The organism is Mariniflexile sp. (genome assembly GCF_041583155.1).
Taxonomy (GTDB): Bacteria; Bacteroidota; Bacteroidia; order Flavobacteriales; family Flavobacteriaceae; genus Mariniflexile.
In genome coordinates this window covers 112,842-131,818 of sequence record NZ_JBFHGK010000001.1, presented here as the reverse complement: position 1 = coordinate 131,818, position 18,977 = coordinate 112,842, and the positions used below count along the sequence as shown (strand labels likewise).

The window sequence follows — 18,977 nt, the reverse complement described above, 5'->3', positions numbered from 1 at the left end:
CCTTCATCACCCGGTTTCCGCGCGAGTATTACTCGCCGCAGCTTCTAGTCTGTAAATGAGCAAAAACCAAACGTAATTTAATTTTTTTTAGAGTGTATAAAAATTCATCCACAAAGTTTCAAAGTTTATTTAATATAGTTGTTAATATCTATTTCAGGTGTCGCATTTATCCGCGTCGCCCGTAGGGAGTGTGTTTTTGTTTTTGAGCTAGGTAAGTCTAGTTCATTTGAAAGAGTAACTTTAACTTTTAATACATTTTTAGAATTTTAATGGAAATTGTAATTGCCGATATATCACATTCAAAATACGCAGAAGTTATTTGCGAAACTATTGCAGAATCTGCAGCTGTAAGAGGTACAGGTATTGCTAGGCGCACTCCAGAATATATAACTAAGAAAATGCTTAATGGAAATGCCGTTATTGCTTTAGACGGCGATAAGTTTGCGGGATTTTGTTATATAGAACTTTGGGGACATGGTAAATATGTTGCCAATTCAGGGTTAATAGTGCATCCAGATTATCGTGGTGTAGGATTGGCAAAGAAGATTAAGCATAAAGTATTCAAGCATTCAAGAACCAAGTTTCCGGATGCGAAAGTGTTTAGTATTACAACAGGTTTAGCTGTTATGAAAATGAATACCGATTTGGGTTATAAGCCAGTACCGTTTTCAGAATTAACAGATGACCCTACGTTTTGGGATGGCTGCCAAACCTGTAAAAATTACGACGTTTTAACACGAACCAACAGAAAGATGTGTTTGTGCACGGGAATGCTTTATGACCCTAAAGCAAAGAAATCTGATCCAATTAAGATAAAAGAAAAGGTTTTTAACAGGTTAAAGCATATAAAAGAAACTATGTTTTTAAAAAAGGATAAAAAATAAGGATGATGAATCAATTTGAATTAACATCTATAAACCAAATAAATTTTATTAAGCCAAATAGTCGGATAAATTAAAATGAATACAATATTAGATATAGAAATCGATCATGTGATTGAGGAGGCTGAGGCTTTTTGTGAAGCAACAGGCATTGAAATAAAATTGGTTTATAAGCTTTCTAATAAGTCGTTAGAACTTATTTCAGAAAGATCAAAAGCGCTTCCAACTCTGTACTTTGTAAGTGTGGAAATGCTTAAAAAACGTGTTGAAAACGGTTGTTTTTTATTGGTAAAGAACAATGAGATTTTAGGGCATATTTTTGTGCATGAGCATCAAGTTAAAGGACATTTTGTTTATGAACGTTCTTGTCTTTGGGTGGATGATGCCTACAGAAAATTCAATCTTGGATTGTTGTTAATGGCCAGAATGACTGAGTTTTACAGCGATACATTTTTAATTTCAATTGCCCAAACGCCAAAGGTTCATCATTATAATGAATTGTTAGGAATGACGCATGTTACCCTCTCTAAAATGTCTGCCGTTTTAGTTCAGGAGCTTGAGAAATTAGGAAAATTACGAGATGAATTAAATTTTAAGTATTATGTGAATGCCTGTTTTGAGGCTGAAATCAGACAATTAAAATAATTACAAAAAGAAAATAAGTTATACAATTAGATATTATGAAAAAACTAGTAATAGCATATAGTGGCGGATTGGATACATCGTACTGTGCAGTAAGTTTATCAAAAGAATATGACGTACATGCTGTAAGTGTAAATACAGGTGGATTTACAAAAACTGAAATAGATCATATTGAAAGTAATGCCTATAAAATGGGGGTTTCAACTTATAAAAATATTGATGCTGTAGCTACGTTTTATCAAAAAGTAGTGAAGTATTTAATATTTGGAAATGTTCTAAAAAATAATACGTATCCTTTGTCTGTTAGTGCAGAGCGTATTATTCAAGCAATTGAAATTGTAGAGTATGCAAAAAGCATCGGTGCAGAATATATTGCGCATGGTAGTACAGGAGCAGGTAACGATCAAGTACGTTTTGATATGATTTTTCAAACCTTAGCACCAGAAATTCAAATCATCACGCCTATTAGAGATGAAAAATTAACCAGACAGGAGGAAATCGATTATTTAAAAGCTAATGGCATTGATATGTCTTGGGAAAAAGCAAAATACTCGGTAAATAAAGGGCTTTGGGGTACAAGTGTAGGTGGCTCGGAAACCTTAACTTCGGATAAACCATTGCCAGATAATGCATATCCATCGCAATTAAAACATACTGAGGAAGAAAAGGTGAAGTTGACTTTTGAAAAAGGGGAGTTAGTAGCAGTTAATGGCATTGAAAACGACCCAGAAATCAATATTGAAACTTTAAATAACTTAGCAAAAGCCTATGCTATTGGTCGAGATATTCACGTGGGAGATACAATTGTGGGAATTAAAGGTCGTGTTGGTTTTGAAGCGCCTGCAGCTTTAATCACTATAAAAGCACATCATTTGTTAGAAAAGCACACGTTAACCAAATGGCAATTGCAACATAAAGAATATTTAGCGAGTTTTTATGGTATGCACTTACACGAAGGACAATATTTAGATCCTGTAATGCGTAACATTGAAGCTTTCTTAACAAGTAGTCAGGATAAAGTATCGGGCGATGTATTTGTAACTTTAAAACCATACCACTTTAATTTAGATGGAATTAGCTCTGAACACGATTTAATGAGTGCTAAGTTTGGAAGCTACGGAGAGGAAAATAAAGGTTGGACGGCTGATGAAGCTAAAGGATTTATCAAGATTTTTGGAAATCAGAATAAAATATATCATCAGGTAAATTCATAATTTATTGATGAAAAATAACACTTTCAGGGTTCTTAACCCTGAAAGCATTGAAAAACAAAGAAATGAAAAACATTCAAGTAGGTATTATTGGAGGTGCTGGTTATACAGCTGGTGAGTTAATTAGGTTGTTAATTAATCATCCTAACGCAGAGATTAATTTTGTGTATAGTACATCCAATGCAGGAAATAACATTAGCAAAGTGCACCAAGATTTATATGGTGACTTAGATTTGAAATTTACCGATACTGTTAACCCAGAAGTTGATGTGTTGTTTTTGTGTTTAGGTCATGGAAATTCGGTTAAGTTTTTATCCGCTAATACCTTTTCGGCTAATACAAAAATCATTGATTTAGGAAATGATTTCCGACTTGAAAAAGATAAGGTTTTTAACGGGAATACCTTTGTTTACGGTTTGCCAGAATTACAAAGAGAAGCCATTAAAAAAGCCAATTATATTGCAAATCCGGGCTGTTTCGCAACGGCTATTCAGTTAGCTTTATTGCCACTCGCAGAAAAAGGCTTGTTGAAAAATGACGTACATATTAACGCAGTTACAGGTGCTACGGGTGCAGGAACTTCGTTGTCTGAAACATCACATTTTCCGTGGAGAGACAATAATTTTTCATATTATAAACCTTTTACACATCAGCATTTAGGTGAAATTAATCAAACGGTTAACCAATTGCAAAGTGGTTTTTCTTCTGAAATTATTTTTATGCCAAATAGAGGTGATTTTTCTCGAGGTATTTTTGCAACATTGTATACAAATTTTGAAGGATCCTTGGAAGAAGCAAAAATGATATATAAATCATATTATAAAGATGCTAAATTTACCTTTGTTAGCGATGATATGTTGCATTTAAAACAAGTGGTAAACACGAATAAGTGTTTGGTTCATTTACATAAGCATAATAATAAATTATTGATAACGAGTGTGATTGATAACTTATTGAAAGGTGCCTCTGGACAAGCAATTCAAAATATGAATTTGATGTTTGGTTTGGAGGAAACAACAGGATTACAAATAAAAGCGACTTATTTTTAAAATAGGTTTGAAGCTGAAGTTAGCAGTGCATTTGCAAATAGTGCCGCGTTAGGGATAGTAGTGAAAAGCCCGCAGCGATAGCGAGGACTTGTAACGAATAGCCCGACCCGATAGGGTAACGACCAAAATAAATGTGATTAATGATTTAAAATAAGCCACTTCTACACACATAAAAAGATAGTGAATTTGTGGCAATAACAGGTTAAAAATGAAAATAGCCATTATAGGAACTGGAAACTTAGGAAGTTCCATTGCAAAAGGACTTATTAATAACAAGTCGTTTACATCGTTGTATTTAGCAGATAAAAATACAATGAATGTTGAAGTTTATAGAGAAGAAGATTATGTTACTGTAACCAACGATAACGTAAAGGCGGTTGAGAACAGCGATATGGTTATTTTTGCTTTGCAACCTAAACATATTAATGCTGTTTTAGAATCGGTAGCATCAAAGTTCACGGATAAACATATTGTAATCTCTGTAGCTGCGGGTGTTGAAATTCCTAGAATTGAGGGTATTATTGGAAAGGACAAAAATATTATCCGTGTGATGCCTAATACAGCCATTTCTATTGGAAAATCCATGACTTGTATTGCGGCTAACGAGAAAGCACAAGATAAAGTTAGCTTAGCGCAAGATATTTTTAATCAGTTAGGAACTACCTTGGTTATCCCTGAAGATTTAATTCAGGCGGCAACCGTAATTTGTGCGAGTGGGATTGCATTTTGGATGCGCCTTGTGCGTGCGACGACTCAAGGAGCTATACAGTTAGGTTTTGAAGCCCACGAAGCACATCAGTTAGCAACCCAAACGTGTTTTGGTGCTGCGAGTTTATTAATTGAATCTGGTAGACATCCAGAACAGGAAATAGACCGCGTTACTACACCAAGTGGCTGCACTATTGAGGGGTTAAATGCCATGGAACATCAAGGTTTAAGCTCTGCTTTGATACAAGGTATTGTTGCTTCTTTCGAGAAAATTAATCAAATTAAAAAGAATTAAAATGCCATTATTTGACGTTTATCCATTATATAATGTAACACCCGTTGCAGGCAAAGACATGCTTGTTTACGATGAAAATTGTACCGAATACCTTGACCTTTATGGAGGTCATGCTGTAATCTCTATAGGACATTCACATCCAAAATATGTGGAGGCTGTTAGTAATCAGGTTAAAACTTTAGGGTTTTATTCTAACGCCATTCAAAATCCGTTACAAGTTGAATTAGCTAATAAAATTGAAACACTTTCCGGCTGCAAGGGTTACGAACTGTTTTTATGTAATTCTGGTGCTGAGGCTAATGAAAACGCATTGAAATTAGCTTCTTTTAAAACAGGAAAGTCGCGAGTTGTTGCTTTTAAAAACGGCTTTCATGGACGTACATCGGCAGCTGTAGCAGCTACTGATAATGCCAATATTATTGCGCCAATTAACGCACAGCAAAAGGTAACTATTTTAGATTTAAATGATATTGAAGGTGTTAAAGTAGAGCTTGAAAAAGGAGATGTGTGTGCCGTAATTGTGGAGTTTATTCAAGGTGTTGGTGGTTTAGATCAAGCCACTGCCGAATTTTTCGAGCAAGTTGATAAACTTTGTAAAGCCAATAATACCTATTTTATTGCCGATGAGGTACAATCGGGTTACGGTCGTTCCGGTAAGTTTTTTGCATTTCAGTATTATAATGTAACACCTGAAGTTATTTCAATAGCTAAAGGCATGGGGAATGGATTTCCTATTGGAGGGATTTTAATTCATCCGGATATTGAAGCAAAACATGGTATGTTAGGTACTACATTTGGAGGTAATCATTTGGCTTGTGCTGCTGGATTAGCAGTTTTAAATACCATTGAAGAAGAAAACCTAATTACGAATGTTAATGAAATTTCAGAATATTTTATTAGCATTGCTAAAACCATTCCGCAGATAAAAAACATTAAAGGACGTGGTTTAATGATTGGGTTGGAATTCGACTTTGAAGTTGGAGAACTTAGAAAAAAACTTATTTACGAACATCATATATTTACAGGTGGTGCTTCTAATAAAAAATTAATTAGAATTTTACCACCGTTAACTATTAAAAAAGAACATGTTGATCAGTTTTTTGAAGCCTTAAAAAAAGCTTTGTAAAGACGAATTTAAAAATGTTAATTAACATGCAGAGTAAGAACTCTGAAACTTAAAGTTCAGAAAATCTGAGAACACTTTAAAGTTCAGAAACAAAAATTAAAAAAAATGAATACTTTATTATCAATAGAAACAAGAAACGCTGTATTACTCACAATGGCAGAACTTTTGGACAAAGAAAGAGCTGCAATTATTAAGATTAATAAAGGCGATTTAGATGCCTATGATGGTGATGATATTTCTATGTACGATCGTTTAAAAGTAGACGATTCTAAAGTAGATGAAATGATTAAATCCGCCAAACATTTGGCTTCGCAAGAAGACCCTGTTGGAGTGGAGCGCTTTAGTTTTAAACACGATAATGGCATGCAGGTTTATAATAAAACTGCATCATTTGGAACGATTTTAATTATTTATGAGTCACGTCCGGATGTAACGGTTGAGGCTGCAGGAATCGCTTTTAAATCGGGAAATAAAATTTTACTAAAAGGAGGAAAAGAATCTTTAAAATCGAATTTAAAGATTGTTGAATTATGGCATCAGGCTTTGGAAATTCATGGTGCTTCAACGGAATGGGTTGAATATCTTCAGTTCAACAGAACCGAAACGCAAGCCTTTTTAGAAAAACCAACACAGCAACTTGATTTAATTGTGCCTCGTGGTGGGGAACGTTTAATTGCTTTTGTGAAAGAACATGCCTCATGCCCAGTAATTATTAGTGGTCGTGGAAACAATTTTGTGTATGTGCACAAAGAAGCCGATGTTGATCTTGCATTAAAAGTCATCATCAATGCGAAAACAGCTAAAATTTCAGCTTGTAATGCATTGGATAAAGTGCTGATTGATAAAAATCTTCCAAATAAAGAAGCCTTCATAAAAACATTGATTTCAAAATTAAAGGAATTCGATGTTCAGATTTTAGGTGATGAAGCACTTGTGAAGTTTGAAGGAGTTGAAGCTATCGAGTCGGAAGCTATATGGTTTCAAGAATTCCTTGATTATAAAATTGCTATTGCTGAAATTGATTCGAATGAAGATTCTATCGCCATGATTAATAAATATTCTGGTGGTCATTCTTCATCAATCATTACAGCGAATAAAGCTGTAGCAGAGGTGTTTATGGCGAATGTAGATACTGCTGCAGTTTATCACAATGCATCTACCCGTTTTACCGATGGTAGCCAATTAGGTCTGGGAGGTGAATTGGCCATCAGTACCGATAAGTTACACCAACGTGGCCCTATTGGTTTACAACATTTAGTTACTAATAAATGGTATGTTCATGGTAATGGACAAATAAGATAATGCAAAAAAAGAAACGCATCCTTTTAAAAGTTGGTTCCAATACGCTTACCAAAGAAACCGATAATATTTCTTGGGGTAAAATAGAAGATTTGGCAAATCAAATGGCTAAACTGCAAGATACTTGCGAGTTTATCATTGTAAGTTCGGGCGCAATTGCGGCAGCAAAACAATTTGTAAAGTTGGAAAGTAAAGGCAAAGGAATCAAAGTAAAACAAGCCTTGGCATCTATTGGTCAACCGCATTTAATTCGTATTTATCAAGATATTTTTAGGGAATGTGGTTTAGCAACATCACAATGTTTATTGTCTTATTCCGATTTTGAGAAAGAACAAAGTCGAACTAACATTGTAAACACTATAAACGTTTTAGTTGAAAACAATTTTATCCCCATTATCAATGAAAATGATACAGTTGCTACCGACGAAATTAAATTTGGGGATAATGATAAATTGGGAGCGTTAACAGCTTCACTTTTAAAAGCAGATCTGTTCATTATAGCTACCAATACAAATGGTATTTATACTAAGGAGTCAATGGAGAGTGGAAGCCCAAAAACCATTGAAGTAGTAGAAAATTTTGAGGAATTGGCAAAGCAAGTTGTTAATTCAAAATCATCCCATGGAAGTGGTGGTATGGAGTCCAAAATTGAAGCAGCATCAGTAGCAAAAAAAGCAAATATAGAAACATGGATTGTGAATGGATTGCAGGATGATTTCATTTTGAATGCCTTCGAAAATAAAATTCAGTTTACTAAAATAAAATAGATTCAGAAATGAAACTTCCAAAACGATATTCCGGAACGCGAGATTTTGACCATTTGGAAGCTACATGTGACCAATAATAAAAAATAACACACACATGAAACATTACACCTCCATAAAAGATATAGACAATATCAATACTTGGATACAGGAAGCCAAAGCTTTAAAAAGAAATCCGCTTAATTATAAGGAATTAGGGAAAAATAAAACCCTAGGGTTATTGTTCTTTAATTCTAGTTTGCGTACCCGTTTAAGCACGCAAAAAGCAGCTTTAAATTTAGGAATGGATCCTATTGTAATGAATGTTTCTGGCGATGCTTGGGGAATTGAGTTTGGCGATGGTACCATCATGAATGGAAACACCGCTGAGCATATTAAAGAAGCAGCAGCCGTGGTTTCTCAATATTGTGATATTATTGCAGTTAGAGCATTTCCAACCTTAACAGACAAGGAAAAAGACGAAAGTGAACAAGTATTGAATGCCTTTGTTAAATATGCTTCTGTGCCTATCGTTAATATGGAAAGTGCTACGGGGCATCCATTACAAGCTTTAACAGACGCGATTACAATTTCGGAAAACACAGAAAAAATAAAACCAAAAGTAGTTTTAAGCTGGGCACCTCATATTAAAGCCTTACCGCATGCGGTAGCAAATAGTTTTGTTCAAGCTATGCAGAAAATGGACGTGGAGTTTGTTATAGCAAATCCTGAAGGGTATAATTTAAGTCCTGAAATTACTGGCGACTCAAAGATTACTCATAATCAAGAAGAAGCCTTTAAAGATGCCGATTTTGTATATGTTAAAAACTGGAGTTCTTATGAAAATTACGGTAAAGTAACCAATACAGATACTAATTGGATGATTACCAAAGAAAAACTAGGTGATGCTAAATTCATGCACTGTTTACCAGTAAGACGTAATTTAATTGTTGAAGATGCCGTTTTAGATAGTGATAGTTCTATCGTGATTCAACAAGCAAATAACAGAACTTATGCGGCACAATTGGTATTGAAAAAAATATTGGAAGATTTAAAATAATTAAGAGATCATTCTTAGGAACGAAGTACTCTGTAAGTTTTTAGTTCTTAGTTTGATTTTTAATAAAAAAATAAATGGAAAAATTATCCATAGTAAAAATAGGAGGTAACATTATTGAAAATGATGTGTCTTTAAGAGAATTTTTAAAATTATTTGCAAATTTAAAGGGACATAAAATTTTAGTTCATGGTGGCGGAAAAAGAGCTACAGCAATTGCTGCTAAATTAGGCATTGAATCTAAGATGGTTAATGGACGGCGCATAACCGATGCTGAAACTCTAGAAGTAATTACCATGGTATATGGTGGTTTGGTAAATAAAAATATTGTAGCCAAATTACAAGCTTTAAATATAGATGCTATAGGTTTAACAGGAGCCGATGTAAATAGTATTGCTTCAGAAAAGCGCCCAGTTAAAGAGGTGGATTTCGGATTTGTAGGTGACGTTAAAAAAGTGGCTCACAAATCAATTGATAAATTAATTAAAGCAGATTTTACCCCTGTTTTTTGTGCTATTACGCACGATGGTAAAGGACAGCTACTTAACACGAATGCAGATACCATCACTTCACAACTAGCAATTGGGATGAGTAATCTATACGACACATCTATTTATTATTGCTTTGAGTTGAATGGTGTTTTAAAAGACATTAACGATAAAAATTCGGTAGTAAAGCATATCGACACGAAGTTGTATTCAGAATTATTAAAACAAGGCATTATAGCTGATGGTATGCTGCCAAAATTGGAAAACTGTTTCGATGCCTTAAATAATGGCGTAAAAACCATCAATATGGGAAACACAAACATGTTAACTCAAGAAAATGATAATTTTACAAGAATAACGTTATAATATGGCAATACAAGAATTAACAAATGATGCAATTGCACTATTAAAACAGTTAATAGAAACCCCGTCGTTTTCTTCAGAAGAAGACCAAACCGCATTGCATATTGAAGCTTGGTTAAAGCGCTACGATATCACCTATAAACGAACTAAAAACAATGTATGGGCGGTTAATAAACATTTTGACGCCAGTAAACCAAATATGCTGCTAAATTCGCATCATGATACGGTAAAACCAAATACGGCATATACTAAAGACCCATTTAAAGCTATTGTTGAAGATGGAAAATTATACGGTTTAGGGAGTAATGATGCAGGAGGAGCTTTAGTATCTTTAATTGCAACCTTTACTTATTTTTATAATCATAAAGATTTAAAGTATAATTTAATTTTGGTAGCTTCCGCTGAAGAAGAAAGTAGCGGGCCGAATGGATTAAACTCCATGCTAAAAATCATTCCAAAGATTGACGTAGCCATTGTAGGTGAACCAACCCTCATGAATTTAGCTGTTGCCGAAAAAGGTTTGGTGGTTTTTGATGCTAAGGTTAAAGGAACGGCTAGTCACGCAGCACATCCAAACGATGATAATCCTATTTATAAACTAATAGAAACTTTGCAATGGTTTAAGGACGTTAAGTTTGAGAGAACTTCTGAGGCATTGGGAGATGTGAAGTTAACAGTTACACAATTAAATGCAGGAAAGCAACATAACGTCGTGCCTGCAGATGTAGAACTAGTGATTGATGTACGTGTTAATGATAAATATACCAACGCTGAAATTGCAGAATTTTTGCAAAAAAATGCACCTTGTGATAGTATCATTCCACGTAGTTTACATCTAAATTCTTCATCTATTCCAGTAGATCATGGTTTAGTTAAGGCAGGAATTGCAATGGGGAGAACAACCTATGGTTCTCCAACATTATCAGATCAGGCTTGGTTATCATGTAAGTCCTTAAAATTAGGGCCAGGTGATAGCCCGCGTTCACATTCAGCTGACGAATTTATTTATTTGCGTGAAATTGAAGAAGGCATACAAATTTATATTGAATTGTTAAATCGAGTAATCGTTTAAACAATTCAACAAATAAACATATAAACATTACGAAATGAAACTCTGGGATAAAGGCATATCAATCGATAAGAAAATAGAACAATTTACAGTAGGAAACGATCGTGAAATTGATATTCATATAGCGAAGTACGATGTTATTGCATCAAAGGCACATGCTAAGATGCTTCAAAAAATTGGTATTCTAACCACTAATGAGCTAATTGAATTATTAGGTGGTTTAAAAAAGATTGAAACACAAATTGAAAACGAAACCTTTGTTATCGATGCTCAATTTGAAGATGTGCACTCTAAAATAGAATTTGAATTGACAAAGTCACTAGGTGAAGTAGGTAAAAAAATCCATACAGCGCGTTCTAGAAATGATCAGGTTTTAGTAGCTTTACAACTATATTATAAAGAGAATTTAGGTATAGTAAGAGCAAAAACTAAAACTCTTTTTGAAACACTTTTAGGGTTAGCCGATACCTATAAAGACAAGGTGCTTCCCGGTTACACACACTTGCAAGTTGCCATGCCATCATCTTTTGGGTTGTGGTTTTCGGCCTATGCAGAGGTATTGATTGATGATGTCTATATGTTAGATGCTGCTTTAAGAACCGTAGATCAAAATCCATTAGGTTCAGCAGCAGGTTACGGAAGTTCCTTTCCAATTGATAGAGAATTCACCACTAAAGAAATGGAATTTGCAACTCTTAAATATAATGTAGTTGCAGCACAGATGAGTCGCGGTAAAAGTGAGCGCACCATTGCTGCTAGTTTAGGAAGTTTATGCAACACCATGAGCCGTTTTGCTATGGACGTGTGTTTGTATATGAGTCAGAATTTCGGATTTATTTCCTTTCCAGATGAATTAACAACAGGAAGTAGCATCATGCCACACAAGAAAAACCCAGATGTTTTTGAGTTGATTCGTGGGAAATGTAATAAAGTACAAGCGCTCCAGACAGAAATGCTTTTAATAACAAATAATTTACCTAGTGGTTATCATCGCGATTTTCAATTGCTAAAAGAAAATATGATTGCTGCTTTTGAAGACGTAAAAGATATTCTCGATATTTTTAATTTCTCTATAAAACAAGTCATTGTTAAAGATGTGGATGTACATAACGATTTGTATAAATACCTGTTTACAGTTGATAATATTAACACCCTTGTTGTAGAAGGACAAAGTTTTAGAGAAGCTTACCAAAAAATTGGAGGACAAGTTCAAAATGGGACTTACAAACCAGATACTTCTAAAAAACATACGCATGTGGGCAGTATTCATAATCTATGTTTGGATAAAATTAGAAGCAAGTTTCCTGATTAAATGACAGTTCCCGTAGAAGTAAAACAATCGCCATTACACGGAAAAGGTGTATTTGCAAGTAGAAACATTGCTAAGGGCGAAATGTTGGCTAAATGTTATATGGTACTGATTCATGTAAATGAAAATTTACCGGAATGTTTGGCAACACTTCAATTCCCTTGGATTGAAGAGTACGATGCCATTTGTATTAGCGATGTGGGAAGTTTTTTTAATCATAGTAAGGAGCCAAATGCAGAGGTTTTTGATCGTGATTATGAAAACCTAATCCAAACATTTGTTGCTAAAACCGATATCTTAGAAGGTAACGAAATTACGATTTATTATAACGATGCTTTTGAAGCATTTGTTTCGGAGAGATAGTTTAACGATTCGTTATTAATTGTAGTTTTAAAAACTAACAACTTTATGGAGGTTATTTTTGATTTTAAGGAAACTACTGGTGTAGCGGATTGGGTGATTGTTAATGATGCCGTTATGGGAGGTAAATCGGCAGGAAGTTTCAGCTTAACTGAAGATGGTTTTGGATTGTTTCAAGGTGAGTTGTCTTTAGAGAATAACGGCGGTTTTTCGTCTGTTAGATGTCAGTTTAAACCCTTAAAGGTTAAACAGTATGAATCTATTTTTATAAAATTAAAAGGTAAACCGACTAGTTTTCAATTTAGAATTAAAGATGATTTAAACAATAATCATTCTTATGTAAAATTGTTCCACACTTCAGGTGAGTGGCAAGATATTGAAATTTCACTTAAAGACATGTTACCTAAATTTAGAGGAACAAAGCTAGATTTACCAGCATTCTCTGGTGATTTCATTGAACAAATAGGTTTCCTGATAGCGAACAAAAAATCTGAAAAATTTGAACTTTTAATTGAAAGGATAGAATTGCGCTAATAATTAATCAAGTCAAGTCTTTTTTAGATATTAAAAAAGCGCATTATTTAAAATGCGCTTTTAAGGACTAATCCAATGATTTTAATTTCCCGGTGACTAACTCAAATAATCAAATAATTGTGGACTGCCCTAAATGTATGTTGGTAAAGTTCAAATTGGTTTCATCTGGATTGTTAATAAAATCTTCGATGAAATCTCCAACTTTTGTGGTGGTAATGTTATCGTACTTGGTGTTTAAATCGGGTGTTGTAATATGTAATTTTAACGATTTATCTACACCTTCGCGTACTAATGCAGCCTCGTCATCTAAGCCAAAATGTTCTAATAACATGGCTGCTGCTAAAATTGCAGCTATAGGGTTTGCAACACCTCTATTTGCAGCATTGGAGTAGGCACCATGAATAGGTTCAAACATAGCATGTTCATCACCTAAGGATGCAGATGCTAATAGACCTATTGAACCCACAATGACACTAGCTTCTTCTGAAAGGATATCGCCAAACATATTTTCTGTTAAAATAACATCAAACTGTCTTGGGTTCATAATAAGTTCCATTGCGGCATTATCAATGTACATAAAATTTAAACGTACATTGGGGTATTGTGGTGCTAATTCTTGTACAACACGACGCCATAGTCTAGAACTTTCCATAGCATTGGCTTTGTCAACCAATGTTAATTTACGTTTTCTAGATTGTGCTGCTTTAAATGCTAAATGTGCAATGCGCTCTATTTCAAAACGGGTATATTCACAAATATCCGAAGCGGTATTTCCATCTTCGCTTAACTTTTTCTCACCAAAATAAATACCTCCTGTAAGTTCGCGGTAAATAAGAATATTGGTGTTCGCAATTTGCTTTTTCTTTAAAGTCGAGTTATTTAATAAATCGTCGTAAGCAATTACGGGTCTGATATTCGTGTAAAGGCCTAAAGATTTACGTAACCTTAAAAGCCCTTGTTCAGGTCTTATTTTAGCATAAGGATCTAAATCGAAAGCAGCATTCCCTATGGCTCCAAATAAAATGGCATCGGCATTTTCACAAATACTAACAGTTTCTTCGGGCAGTGGATTGCCTGTTTTTTCAATAGCACATGCGCCAACTAAAGCATGTTGAAATGTAAATACATGGTCAAATTCCATAGCAATGGCTTTCAAGACTTTTTCAGCTTGAGCGATTACTTCTGGTCCTATACCATCGCCAGGTAAAACGGCTATATTTAATTTCATTTCAATTAATTATTTAAATTATTTCTATTTTAGTTTAAATATAAGCTATTATGCTGAAATAATTTCTTTATATAATCTACTATTTTCAATAATGGTATGAATATCATCATCGTTAACTTCTTTCTTTTTGTCGGCGAAATCTAAAAAGTTCTCATAAATTTCATCTAACTGAAGCTTTGTCAATTCGTAACCCACATTTTTTGCTCTGTATGCTAGGGCAGCACGTCCGCTTCTTGCGGTTAAAACAATGGCAGATTCTGTTACACCTACATCTTTAGGGTCTATAATTTCATAGGTTTCACGATTTTTAATAACTCCATCTTGGTGAATTCCAGAACTATGGGCAAAAGCATTCGCGCCTACAATGGCTTTATTTGGTTGTGTATAAATACCCATACTATCCGAAACTAACTGGCTTATGCCATAAAGCATTTCAGTTTTAATATTAGTATCTAAGTTTAAATACGGGTGTTGTTTTAAAATCATAACAACCTCCTCTAAAGCTGTATTTCCAGCACGTTCGCCAATTCCGTTAATAGTACATTCAATTTGGCGCGCACCATTAATAACACCTTCAATAGAGTTAGCCGTTGCTAATCCTAAATCGTTATGGCAATGACATGATAGAATTGCTTTTTCAATACCTTTAACATTTTCTTTTAAATATTTAATTTTAGCACCGTATTCGTGTGGCAAACAGTATCCTGTAGTATCTGGTATGTTTAACACCGTTGCTCCTGCTTTAATTGCGGTTTCACAAACACGTGCTAAATATTCATTATCTGTTCTTCCGGCATCTTCTGCATAAAATTCTACATCTTCTACGAAAGATTTTGCGTAACTTACGGCTTTAAAAGCACGTTCAAGAATAGCCTCTCGTGTAGATTTAAATTTGAATTTTATATGAGAATCGGAAGTTCCAATTCCTGTATGAATTCTAGGGGTTTTTGCATATTTTAAAGCTTCGGCAGCTACTTTTATATCGTTTTCAACAGAGCGGGTTAAACCACATACTGTTGCATTTTTTACAATTTTAGATATAGCTTCAACCGATTTGAAATCGCCAGGACTAGAAACAGGGAAACCAGCTTCAATAATATCAACACCTAAAAGGTCTAGCTGTTCGGCTATGATTAACTTTTGTTCGGTATTTAATTTGCAGCCAGGGACCTGCTCTCCATCGCGAAGCGTTGTGTCAAAAATTTGTACGTTAGTATTAGACATTTAATGAAATAAATTTTTCTTTTGTACTACGAATGTATATTTTGGTTTGCTTAAATGATAATGCAACTCGCTTTTTTTACGATGTTTAACTCGTTTATATTTTAATTAAAAAACTGAAAATCAGCAATATAGTACTGATTTTGTAACTATGACAAAAGAACAAAAAGATAATTTGTTTGTACTCGTAAAATCGCTTTCTAAGTCTGAAAAGAGACAATTTAAGCTTTATGTAGGTCGATTGGGTGTTAATGAAGATTCTAAATTTTTAACCCTTTTCAATATATTAGAAAAGCTATCAAACTACGATGAATCGGCCATTTTGAAAAAAGGAATTGTAAAGAAGGAACAATTATCAAATTTAAAAGCACATTTATATAAGCAGATCCTTATTAGCCTAAGATTAAATCCTTCTCATCAAAATATTAGAATTCAAATTCGAGAGCAATTAGATTTTGCTACCATTTTATACCATAAAGGTTTATATAAGCAAAGTTTGAAAATTTTAGATAAGGCCAAAAACTTAGCCATCGCCAATGAAGAAAAGAATGTTGCTTATGAAATTGTTGAGTTAGAAAAAGTAATTGAATCTCAATATATAACAAGGAGTTTAGGAGATAGGGCCGATGAACTTTCCATTCAAGCGAAAGAGTTAAGTCAGCAAAACGTACTGGCTAGTAAGCTTTCAAACTTATCACTTCAACTTTATGGATTGTTTTTAAAAACGGGTTATGTAAAAAATGACAAGGAAAGTCTTCGTGTTACTAAATATTTTAATGCGCGGCTTCCTAAGTACGATATCAACACGTTAGGTTTTCGCGAAAAATTATGGCTTTACAAAGCCTATTTATGGTATAGTTTTTTAACCTTAGATTTTTTGGCTTGTTATAAATATGCCACCAAATGGGTTGATTTATTTTATGAAAACAAGGATCAAATTATTTTAAACCCAGTGTTTTTCTTGAGGGGAAACCATTACTTGTTAGAAGCCTTATTTTATTTAAGTCATTATGATAAATTCAAGGAATCACTCGTAAGACTGGAAACGGTTACAAAAGAAAAATGGTTTCCAATGGATGATAATCTAGATGGATTAGCTTTTTTATATATATACAATAATAAATTTAATTTGCACTTTATTGAAGGTAGCTTTAAAGAGGGTTTGCCTTTAATTGATGAGGTTTTAGAACGCTTAAAAGATTATAGTGACCGGATAGATGAGCATCACGTTATGGTGTTTTATTATAAAATTGGAAGTATGTATTTTGGGGCAGGTGAAAATAAAAAGTGTATTTATTATCTCGAGAAAATCATTAATAACAAATCGTTACAAATGCGTGAAGATTTGTTGTGTTTTGCCAGAATATTGAATTTAGTTGCGCATTATGAGGCGGGAATGGATTATAATTTGGATATCCTAATTAGAAGCACTTATAAGTTTTTAATTAAAATGGAAGATTTGTATGAAGTGCAAAAAGAGTTTATCAAGTTTTTAAGAGGTTTAGGAGATATATATCCGCATGAAGTTAGAAATGAGTTTATAAAACTTCATAAGAAACTTAAGGAGTATGAAAATGACCCTTACCAAAGTAGATCCTTTTTGTATTTAGATATTATTTCTTGGTTAGAATCCAAAATTCAAAATAGAGCCATCAGTTTAGTGATTCAAAACAAGTTTTATGATAAGCGGTTTAATAAGTGATAATCAGTATCTTGCTTAAATTTTTTTTGTAAAATTTTTAAAATTATTTAAAAAAAATTAGGATTTTTAAAATTTCTAACTGAATATTTGCATTCACAAAGTTCAAACACTTACTGAAATGTTATCAAGAAAGGTGGAGGGATTGGACCCTTTGAAGCCTTAGCAACCCTTTAAATTTATTAAAGAAGGTGCTAAATTCTACTTAATTTTTAATTCATTTATTAAAAATTGGATAGATAACCCAAAACTATTTTTTAATAATAGTTGTATTTTCTTTTTAACATTTTTCTATTTTAAGTACATCAGTAACATGATGCATTTGGCTTTTGGTTTAATCAATTTATTAACTAAAAAAAGACAGAAAAATGAGTACACAAAAATTAGCAACAAACGCACTACACGCAGGACACGACGTTAAAGCACATGGCGGCACCAGAGCAGTGCCTATTTATCAAACATCATCGTATGTTTTTAACAATTCCGATCATGCTGCTAACCTATTTTCATTAAAAGAATTAGGGTTTATTTATACCAGACTTAACAATCCAACAAATCAAATTTTACAAGAACGATTAGCTGCTGTTGAAGGGGGTATTGGAGCCGTTGTTTTTGCTTCTGGAACTGCTGCAATTTCAACAGGTTTATTAACTTTATTAAAAGCAGGTGACCATATCGTGGCATCAAGCAGTTTATATGGAGGTACCTACAACTTGTTAAAAGTAACATTACCGAGATTAGGAATTACAACCACATTTGTTGATGCTGATAACCCTGATAACTTTGCAAATGCTGTACAGGATAATACTAGAGCTTTTTTTGTAGAATCATTAGGAAATCCAAAACTAGATGTTTTAGATTTAAAATCAATTTCGGTTCATGCTAAAGCTGCAGGTGTACCATTTATTGTGGATAATACGGTAGCAACACCAGTGCTTTTAAACCCTATAGAGTATGGGGCAAATATTGTTATTCATTCATTAACCAAATACATAGGCGGCCAGGGAACATCCTTAGGAGGCGCTATTATTGATGCAGGAACTTTTGATTGGGCAAATGGAAAATTCCCTGAATTTACAGAGCCTTCAGCAGGATACCACGGTTTAGTATATCATGAGGCATTGGGTGCAGCAGCATATACTTTTAAATTAATTCTTGAAGGATTAAGAGATTTTGGCGGTGCTTTAAGTCCAACGAATGCCTTTAATATTATACAAGGTTTAGAAACGCTTCCAGTAAGAATTAAACAACATAGCCAGAATGCACTGGAACTAGCAAAATGGTTGGAGGAACAACCAGAAGTGGCTTGGGTAAATTATCCGGGGTTAGAAAGCAGCAAGTACAAAGCATTATCCGATAAATATTTGCCAAAAGGTCAGAGTGGAATTGTTACCTTTGGAGCCAAAGGAGGATATGATGCAGCAAAGGCTATTGCCGATAATTCAAAATTATTTTCATTATTAGCAAATATTGGCGATACAAAATCACTTATTATTCACCCGGCAAGCACAACGCATCAACAATTAACAGAAGCAGAACAAGCGGCAGCGGGGGCTCCAAAAGACTTAATCCGTCTATCTGTTGGATTAGAAGATATCGACGATTTAAAAGCCGATTTAAAAGAAGCTTTCAAATCCATATAACTCATAATTTGGCAAGGTTGTTTCCTTGCATAAAATTTTAAATTTATTTTTT

18 protein-coding genes and 1 riboswitch are annotated in these 18,977 nt (G+C 33.9%); of the genes, 16 read left to right on the top strand and 2 right to left on the bottom strand.

The genetic code is table 11. The annotated features are described in order from the left end of the window. Positions 1-269 precede the first annotated feature (269 nt). The 14 genes from ABYI63_RS00545 to ABYI63_RS00480 all read left to right on the top strand — a co-directional run bounded on the left by ABYI63_RS00545 (position 270) and on the right by ABYI63_RS00480 (position 13,134). Positions 270-884, top strand: coding sequence for a GNAT family N-acetyltransferase (locus ABYI63_RS00545; protein WP_372752307.1), 615 nt, complete (start codon positions 270-272; stop codon positions 882-884). Between the two features lie 75 nt (positions 885-959). Continuing rightward, entirely contained in the window at positions 960-1,526 is a 567-nt protein-coding gene (locus ABYI63_RS00540; RefSeq protein ID WP_372752305.1) for a hypothetical protein, read from the top strand. A 35-nt stretch (positions 1,527-1,561) separates the two neighbouring features. After that, positions 1,562-2,737 carry an argininosuccinate synthase gene (locus ABYI63_RS00535; protein WP_372752303.1) on the top strand — a complete coding sequence of 392 codons (1,176 nt, stop codon included), beginning with the start codon at positions 1,562-1,564 and terminating at the stop codon, positions 2,735-2,737. Positions 2,738-2,799: 62 nt separating this feature from the next. Beyond that, positions 2,800-3,783, top strand: a complete 984-nt coding sequence (gene argC / locus ABYI63_RS00530) for an N-acetyl-gamma-glutamyl-phosphate reductase (protein ID WP_372752301.1) — start codon at positions 2,800-2,802, stop codon at positions 3,781-3,783. A gap of 208 nt (positions 3,784-3,991) precedes the next feature. Further along, entirely contained in the window at positions 3,992-4,786 is a 795-nt protein-coding gene (gene proC, locus ABYI63_RS00525) for a pyrroline-5-carboxylate reductase (RefSeq protein ID WP_372752299.1), read from the top strand. Between the two features lies 1 nt (position 4,787). Next, positions 4,788-5,912: an aspartate aminotransferase family protein gene (locus ABYI63_RS00520; protein WP_372752297.1), complete on the top strand. Its 1,125-nt coding sequence runs from the start codon at positions 4,788-4,790 to the stop codon at positions 5,910-5,912. Positions 5,913-6,017: 105 nt separating this feature from the next. Next, entirely contained in the window at positions 6,018-7,214 is a 1,197-nt protein-coding gene (locus ABYI63_RS00515) for a glutamate-5-semialdehyde dehydrogenase (protein WP_372752295.1), read from the top strand. Then, positions 7,214-7,978, top strand: a complete 765-nt coding sequence (gene proB / locus ABYI63_RS00510; RefSeq protein WP_372752293.1) for a glutamate 5-kinase — start codon at positions 7,214-7,216, stop codon at positions 7,976-7,978. Before ABYI63_RS00515 ends, proB begins: the two co-directional genes overlap by 1 nt. 94 nt (positions 7,979-8,072) lie before the next feature. Beyond that, complete coding sequence (locus ABYI63_RS00505) at positions 8,073-9,014, top strand: N-acetylornithine carbamoyltransferase (protein WP_372752291.1); 942 nt, start codon at positions 8,073-8,075, stop codon at positions 9,012-9,014. A gap of 74 nt (positions 9,015-9,088) precedes the next feature. Then, positions 9,089-9,865: an acetylglutamate kinase gene (gene argB, locus ABYI63_RS00500; RefSeq protein ID WP_372752289.1), complete on the top strand. Its 777-nt coding sequence runs from the start codon at positions 9,089-9,091 to the stop codon at positions 9,863-9,865. A gap of 1 nt (position 9,866) precedes the next feature. Next, entirely contained in the window at positions 9,867-10,934 is a 1,068-nt protein-coding gene (locus ABYI63_RS00495) for a M20 family metallo-hydrolase (protein ID WP_372752287.1), read from the top strand. Positions 10,935-10,968: 34 nt separating this feature from the next. Next, positions 10,969-12,243, top strand: coding sequence for an argininosuccinate lyase (argH, locus tag ABYI63_RS00490; RefSeq protein WP_372752285.1), 1,275 nt, complete (start codon positions 10,969-10,971; stop codon positions 12,241-12,243). Beyond that, a complete protein-coding gene (locus ABYI63_RS00485; RefSeq protein WP_372752283.1) occupies positions 12,244-12,603 on the top strand; it encodes an SET domain-containing protein-lysine N-methyltransferase in 360 nt (119 codons plus the stop codon). A gap of 45 nt (positions 12,604-12,648) precedes the next feature. Beyond that, entirely contained in the window at positions 12,649-13,134 is a 486-nt protein-coding gene (locus tag ABYI63_RS00480) for a CIA30 family protein (RefSeq protein WP_372752280.1), read from the top strand. A 109-nt stretch (positions 13,135-13,243) separates the two neighbouring features. Here the strand turns inward: ABYI63_RS00480 and leuB are convergent, their stop codons facing one another. Next, positions 13,244-14,362 carry a 3-isopropylmalate dehydrogenase gene (gene leuB, locus ABYI63_RS00475; RefSeq protein ID WP_372752278.1) on the bottom strand — a complete coding sequence of 373 codons (1,119 nt, stop codon included), beginning with the start codon at positions 14,360-14,362 and terminating at the stop codon, positions 13,244-13,246. Positions 14,363-14,410: 48 nt separating this feature from the next. Beyond that, a complete protein-coding gene (locus tag ABYI63_RS00470; protein WP_372752276.1) occupies positions 14,411-15,586 on the bottom strand; it encodes a 2-isopropylmalate synthase in 1,176 nt (391 codons plus the stop codon). Positions 15,587-15,734: 148 nt separating this feature from the next. Here ABYI63_RS00470 and ABYI63_RS00465 point away from each other — a divergent pair, with 148 nt between their 5' ends. Further along, complete coding sequence (locus ABYI63_RS00465; protein ID WP_372752274.1) at positions 15,735-17,285, top strand: hypothetical protein; 1,551 nt, start codon at positions 15,735-15,737, stop codon at positions 17,283-17,285. Between the two features lie 118 nt (positions 17,286-17,403). Beyond that, a riboswitch (SAM riboswitch) is annotated at positions 17,404-17,528 on the top strand. A gap of 122 nt (positions 17,529-17,650) precedes the next feature. Next, positions 17,651-18,925 carry an O-acetylhomoserine aminocarboxypropyltransferase/cysteine synthase family protein gene (locus tag ABYI63_RS00460; protein ID WP_372752272.1) on the top strand — a complete coding sequence of 425 codons (1,275 nt, stop codon included), beginning with the start codon at positions 17,651-17,653 and terminating at the stop codon, positions 18,923-18,925. Positions 18,926-18,977 lie beyond the last annotated feature (52 nt).

Bases quoted from the DNA above. Each gene is read 5' to 3' on its own strand.
- ABYI63_RS00485 (WP_372752283.1), top strand. From the start codon at position 12,244: ATGACAGTTCCCGTAGAAGTAAAACAATCGCCATTACACGGAAAAGGT.
- ABYI63_RS00505 (WP_372752291.1), top strand. From the start codon at position 8,073: ATGAAACATTACACCTCCATAAAAGATATAGACAATATCAATACTTGG.
- ABYI63_RS00540 (WP_372752305.1), top strand. From the start codon at position 960: ATGAATACAATATTAGATATAGAAATCGATCATGTGATTGAGGAGGCT.
- argC (WP_372752301.1), top strand. From the start codon at position 2,800: ATGAAAAACATTCAAGTAGGTATTATTGGAGGTGCTGGTTATACAGCT.
- ABYI63_RS00465 (WP_372752274.1), top strand. From the start codon at position 15,735: ATGACAAAAGAACAAAAAGATAATTTGTTTGTACTCGTAAAATCGCTT.
- leuB (WP_372752278.1), bottom strand. From the start codon at position 14,362: ATGAAATTAAATATAGCCGTTTTACCTGGCGATGGTATAGGACCAGAA.
- argH (WP_372752285.1), top strand. From the start codon at position 10,969: ATGAAACTCTGGGATAAAGGCATATCAATCGATAAGAAAATAGAACAA.
- proC (WP_372752299.1), top strand. From the start codon at position 3,992: ATGAAAATAGCCATTATAGGAACTGGAAACTTAGGAAGTTCCATTGCA.
- proB (WP_372752293.1), top strand. From the start codon at position 7,214: ATGCAAAAAAAGAAACGCATCCTTTTAAAAGTTGGTTCCAATACGCTT.
- argB (WP_372752289.1), top strand. From the start codon at position 9,089: ATGGAAAAATTATCCATAGTAAAAATAGGAGGTAACATTATTGAAAAT.
- ABYI63_RS00535 (WP_372752303.1), top strand. From the start codon at position 1,562: ATGAAAAAACTAGTAATAGCATATAGTGGCGGATTGGATACATCGTAC.
- ABYI63_RS00515 (WP_372752295.1), top strand. From the start codon at position 6,018: ATGAATACTTTATTATCAATAGAAACAAGAAACGCTGTATTACTCACA.
- ABYI63_RS00495 (WP_372752287.1), top strand. From the start codon at position 9,867: ATGGCAATACAAGAATTAACAAATGATGCAATTGCACTATTAAAACAG.
- ABYI63_RS00470 (WP_372752276.1), bottom strand. From the start codon at position 15,586: ATGTCTAATACTAACGTACAAATTTTTGACACAACGCTTCGCGATGGA.
- ABYI63_RS00460 (WP_372752272.1), top strand. From the start codon at position 17,651: ATGAGTACACAAAAATTAGCAACAAACGCACTACACGCAGGACACGAC.
- ABYI63_RS00520 (WP_372752297.1), top strand. From the start codon at position 4,788: ATGCCATTATTTGACGTTTATCCATTATATAATGTAACACCCGTTGCA.
- ABYI63_RS00480 (WP_372752280.1), top strand. From the start codon at position 12,649: ATGGAGGTTATTTTTGATTTTAAGGAAACTACTGGTGTAGCGGATTGG.
- ABYI63_RS00545 (WP_372752307.1), top strand. From the start codon at position 270: ATGGAAATTGTAATTGCCGATATATCACATTCAAAATACGCAGAAGTT.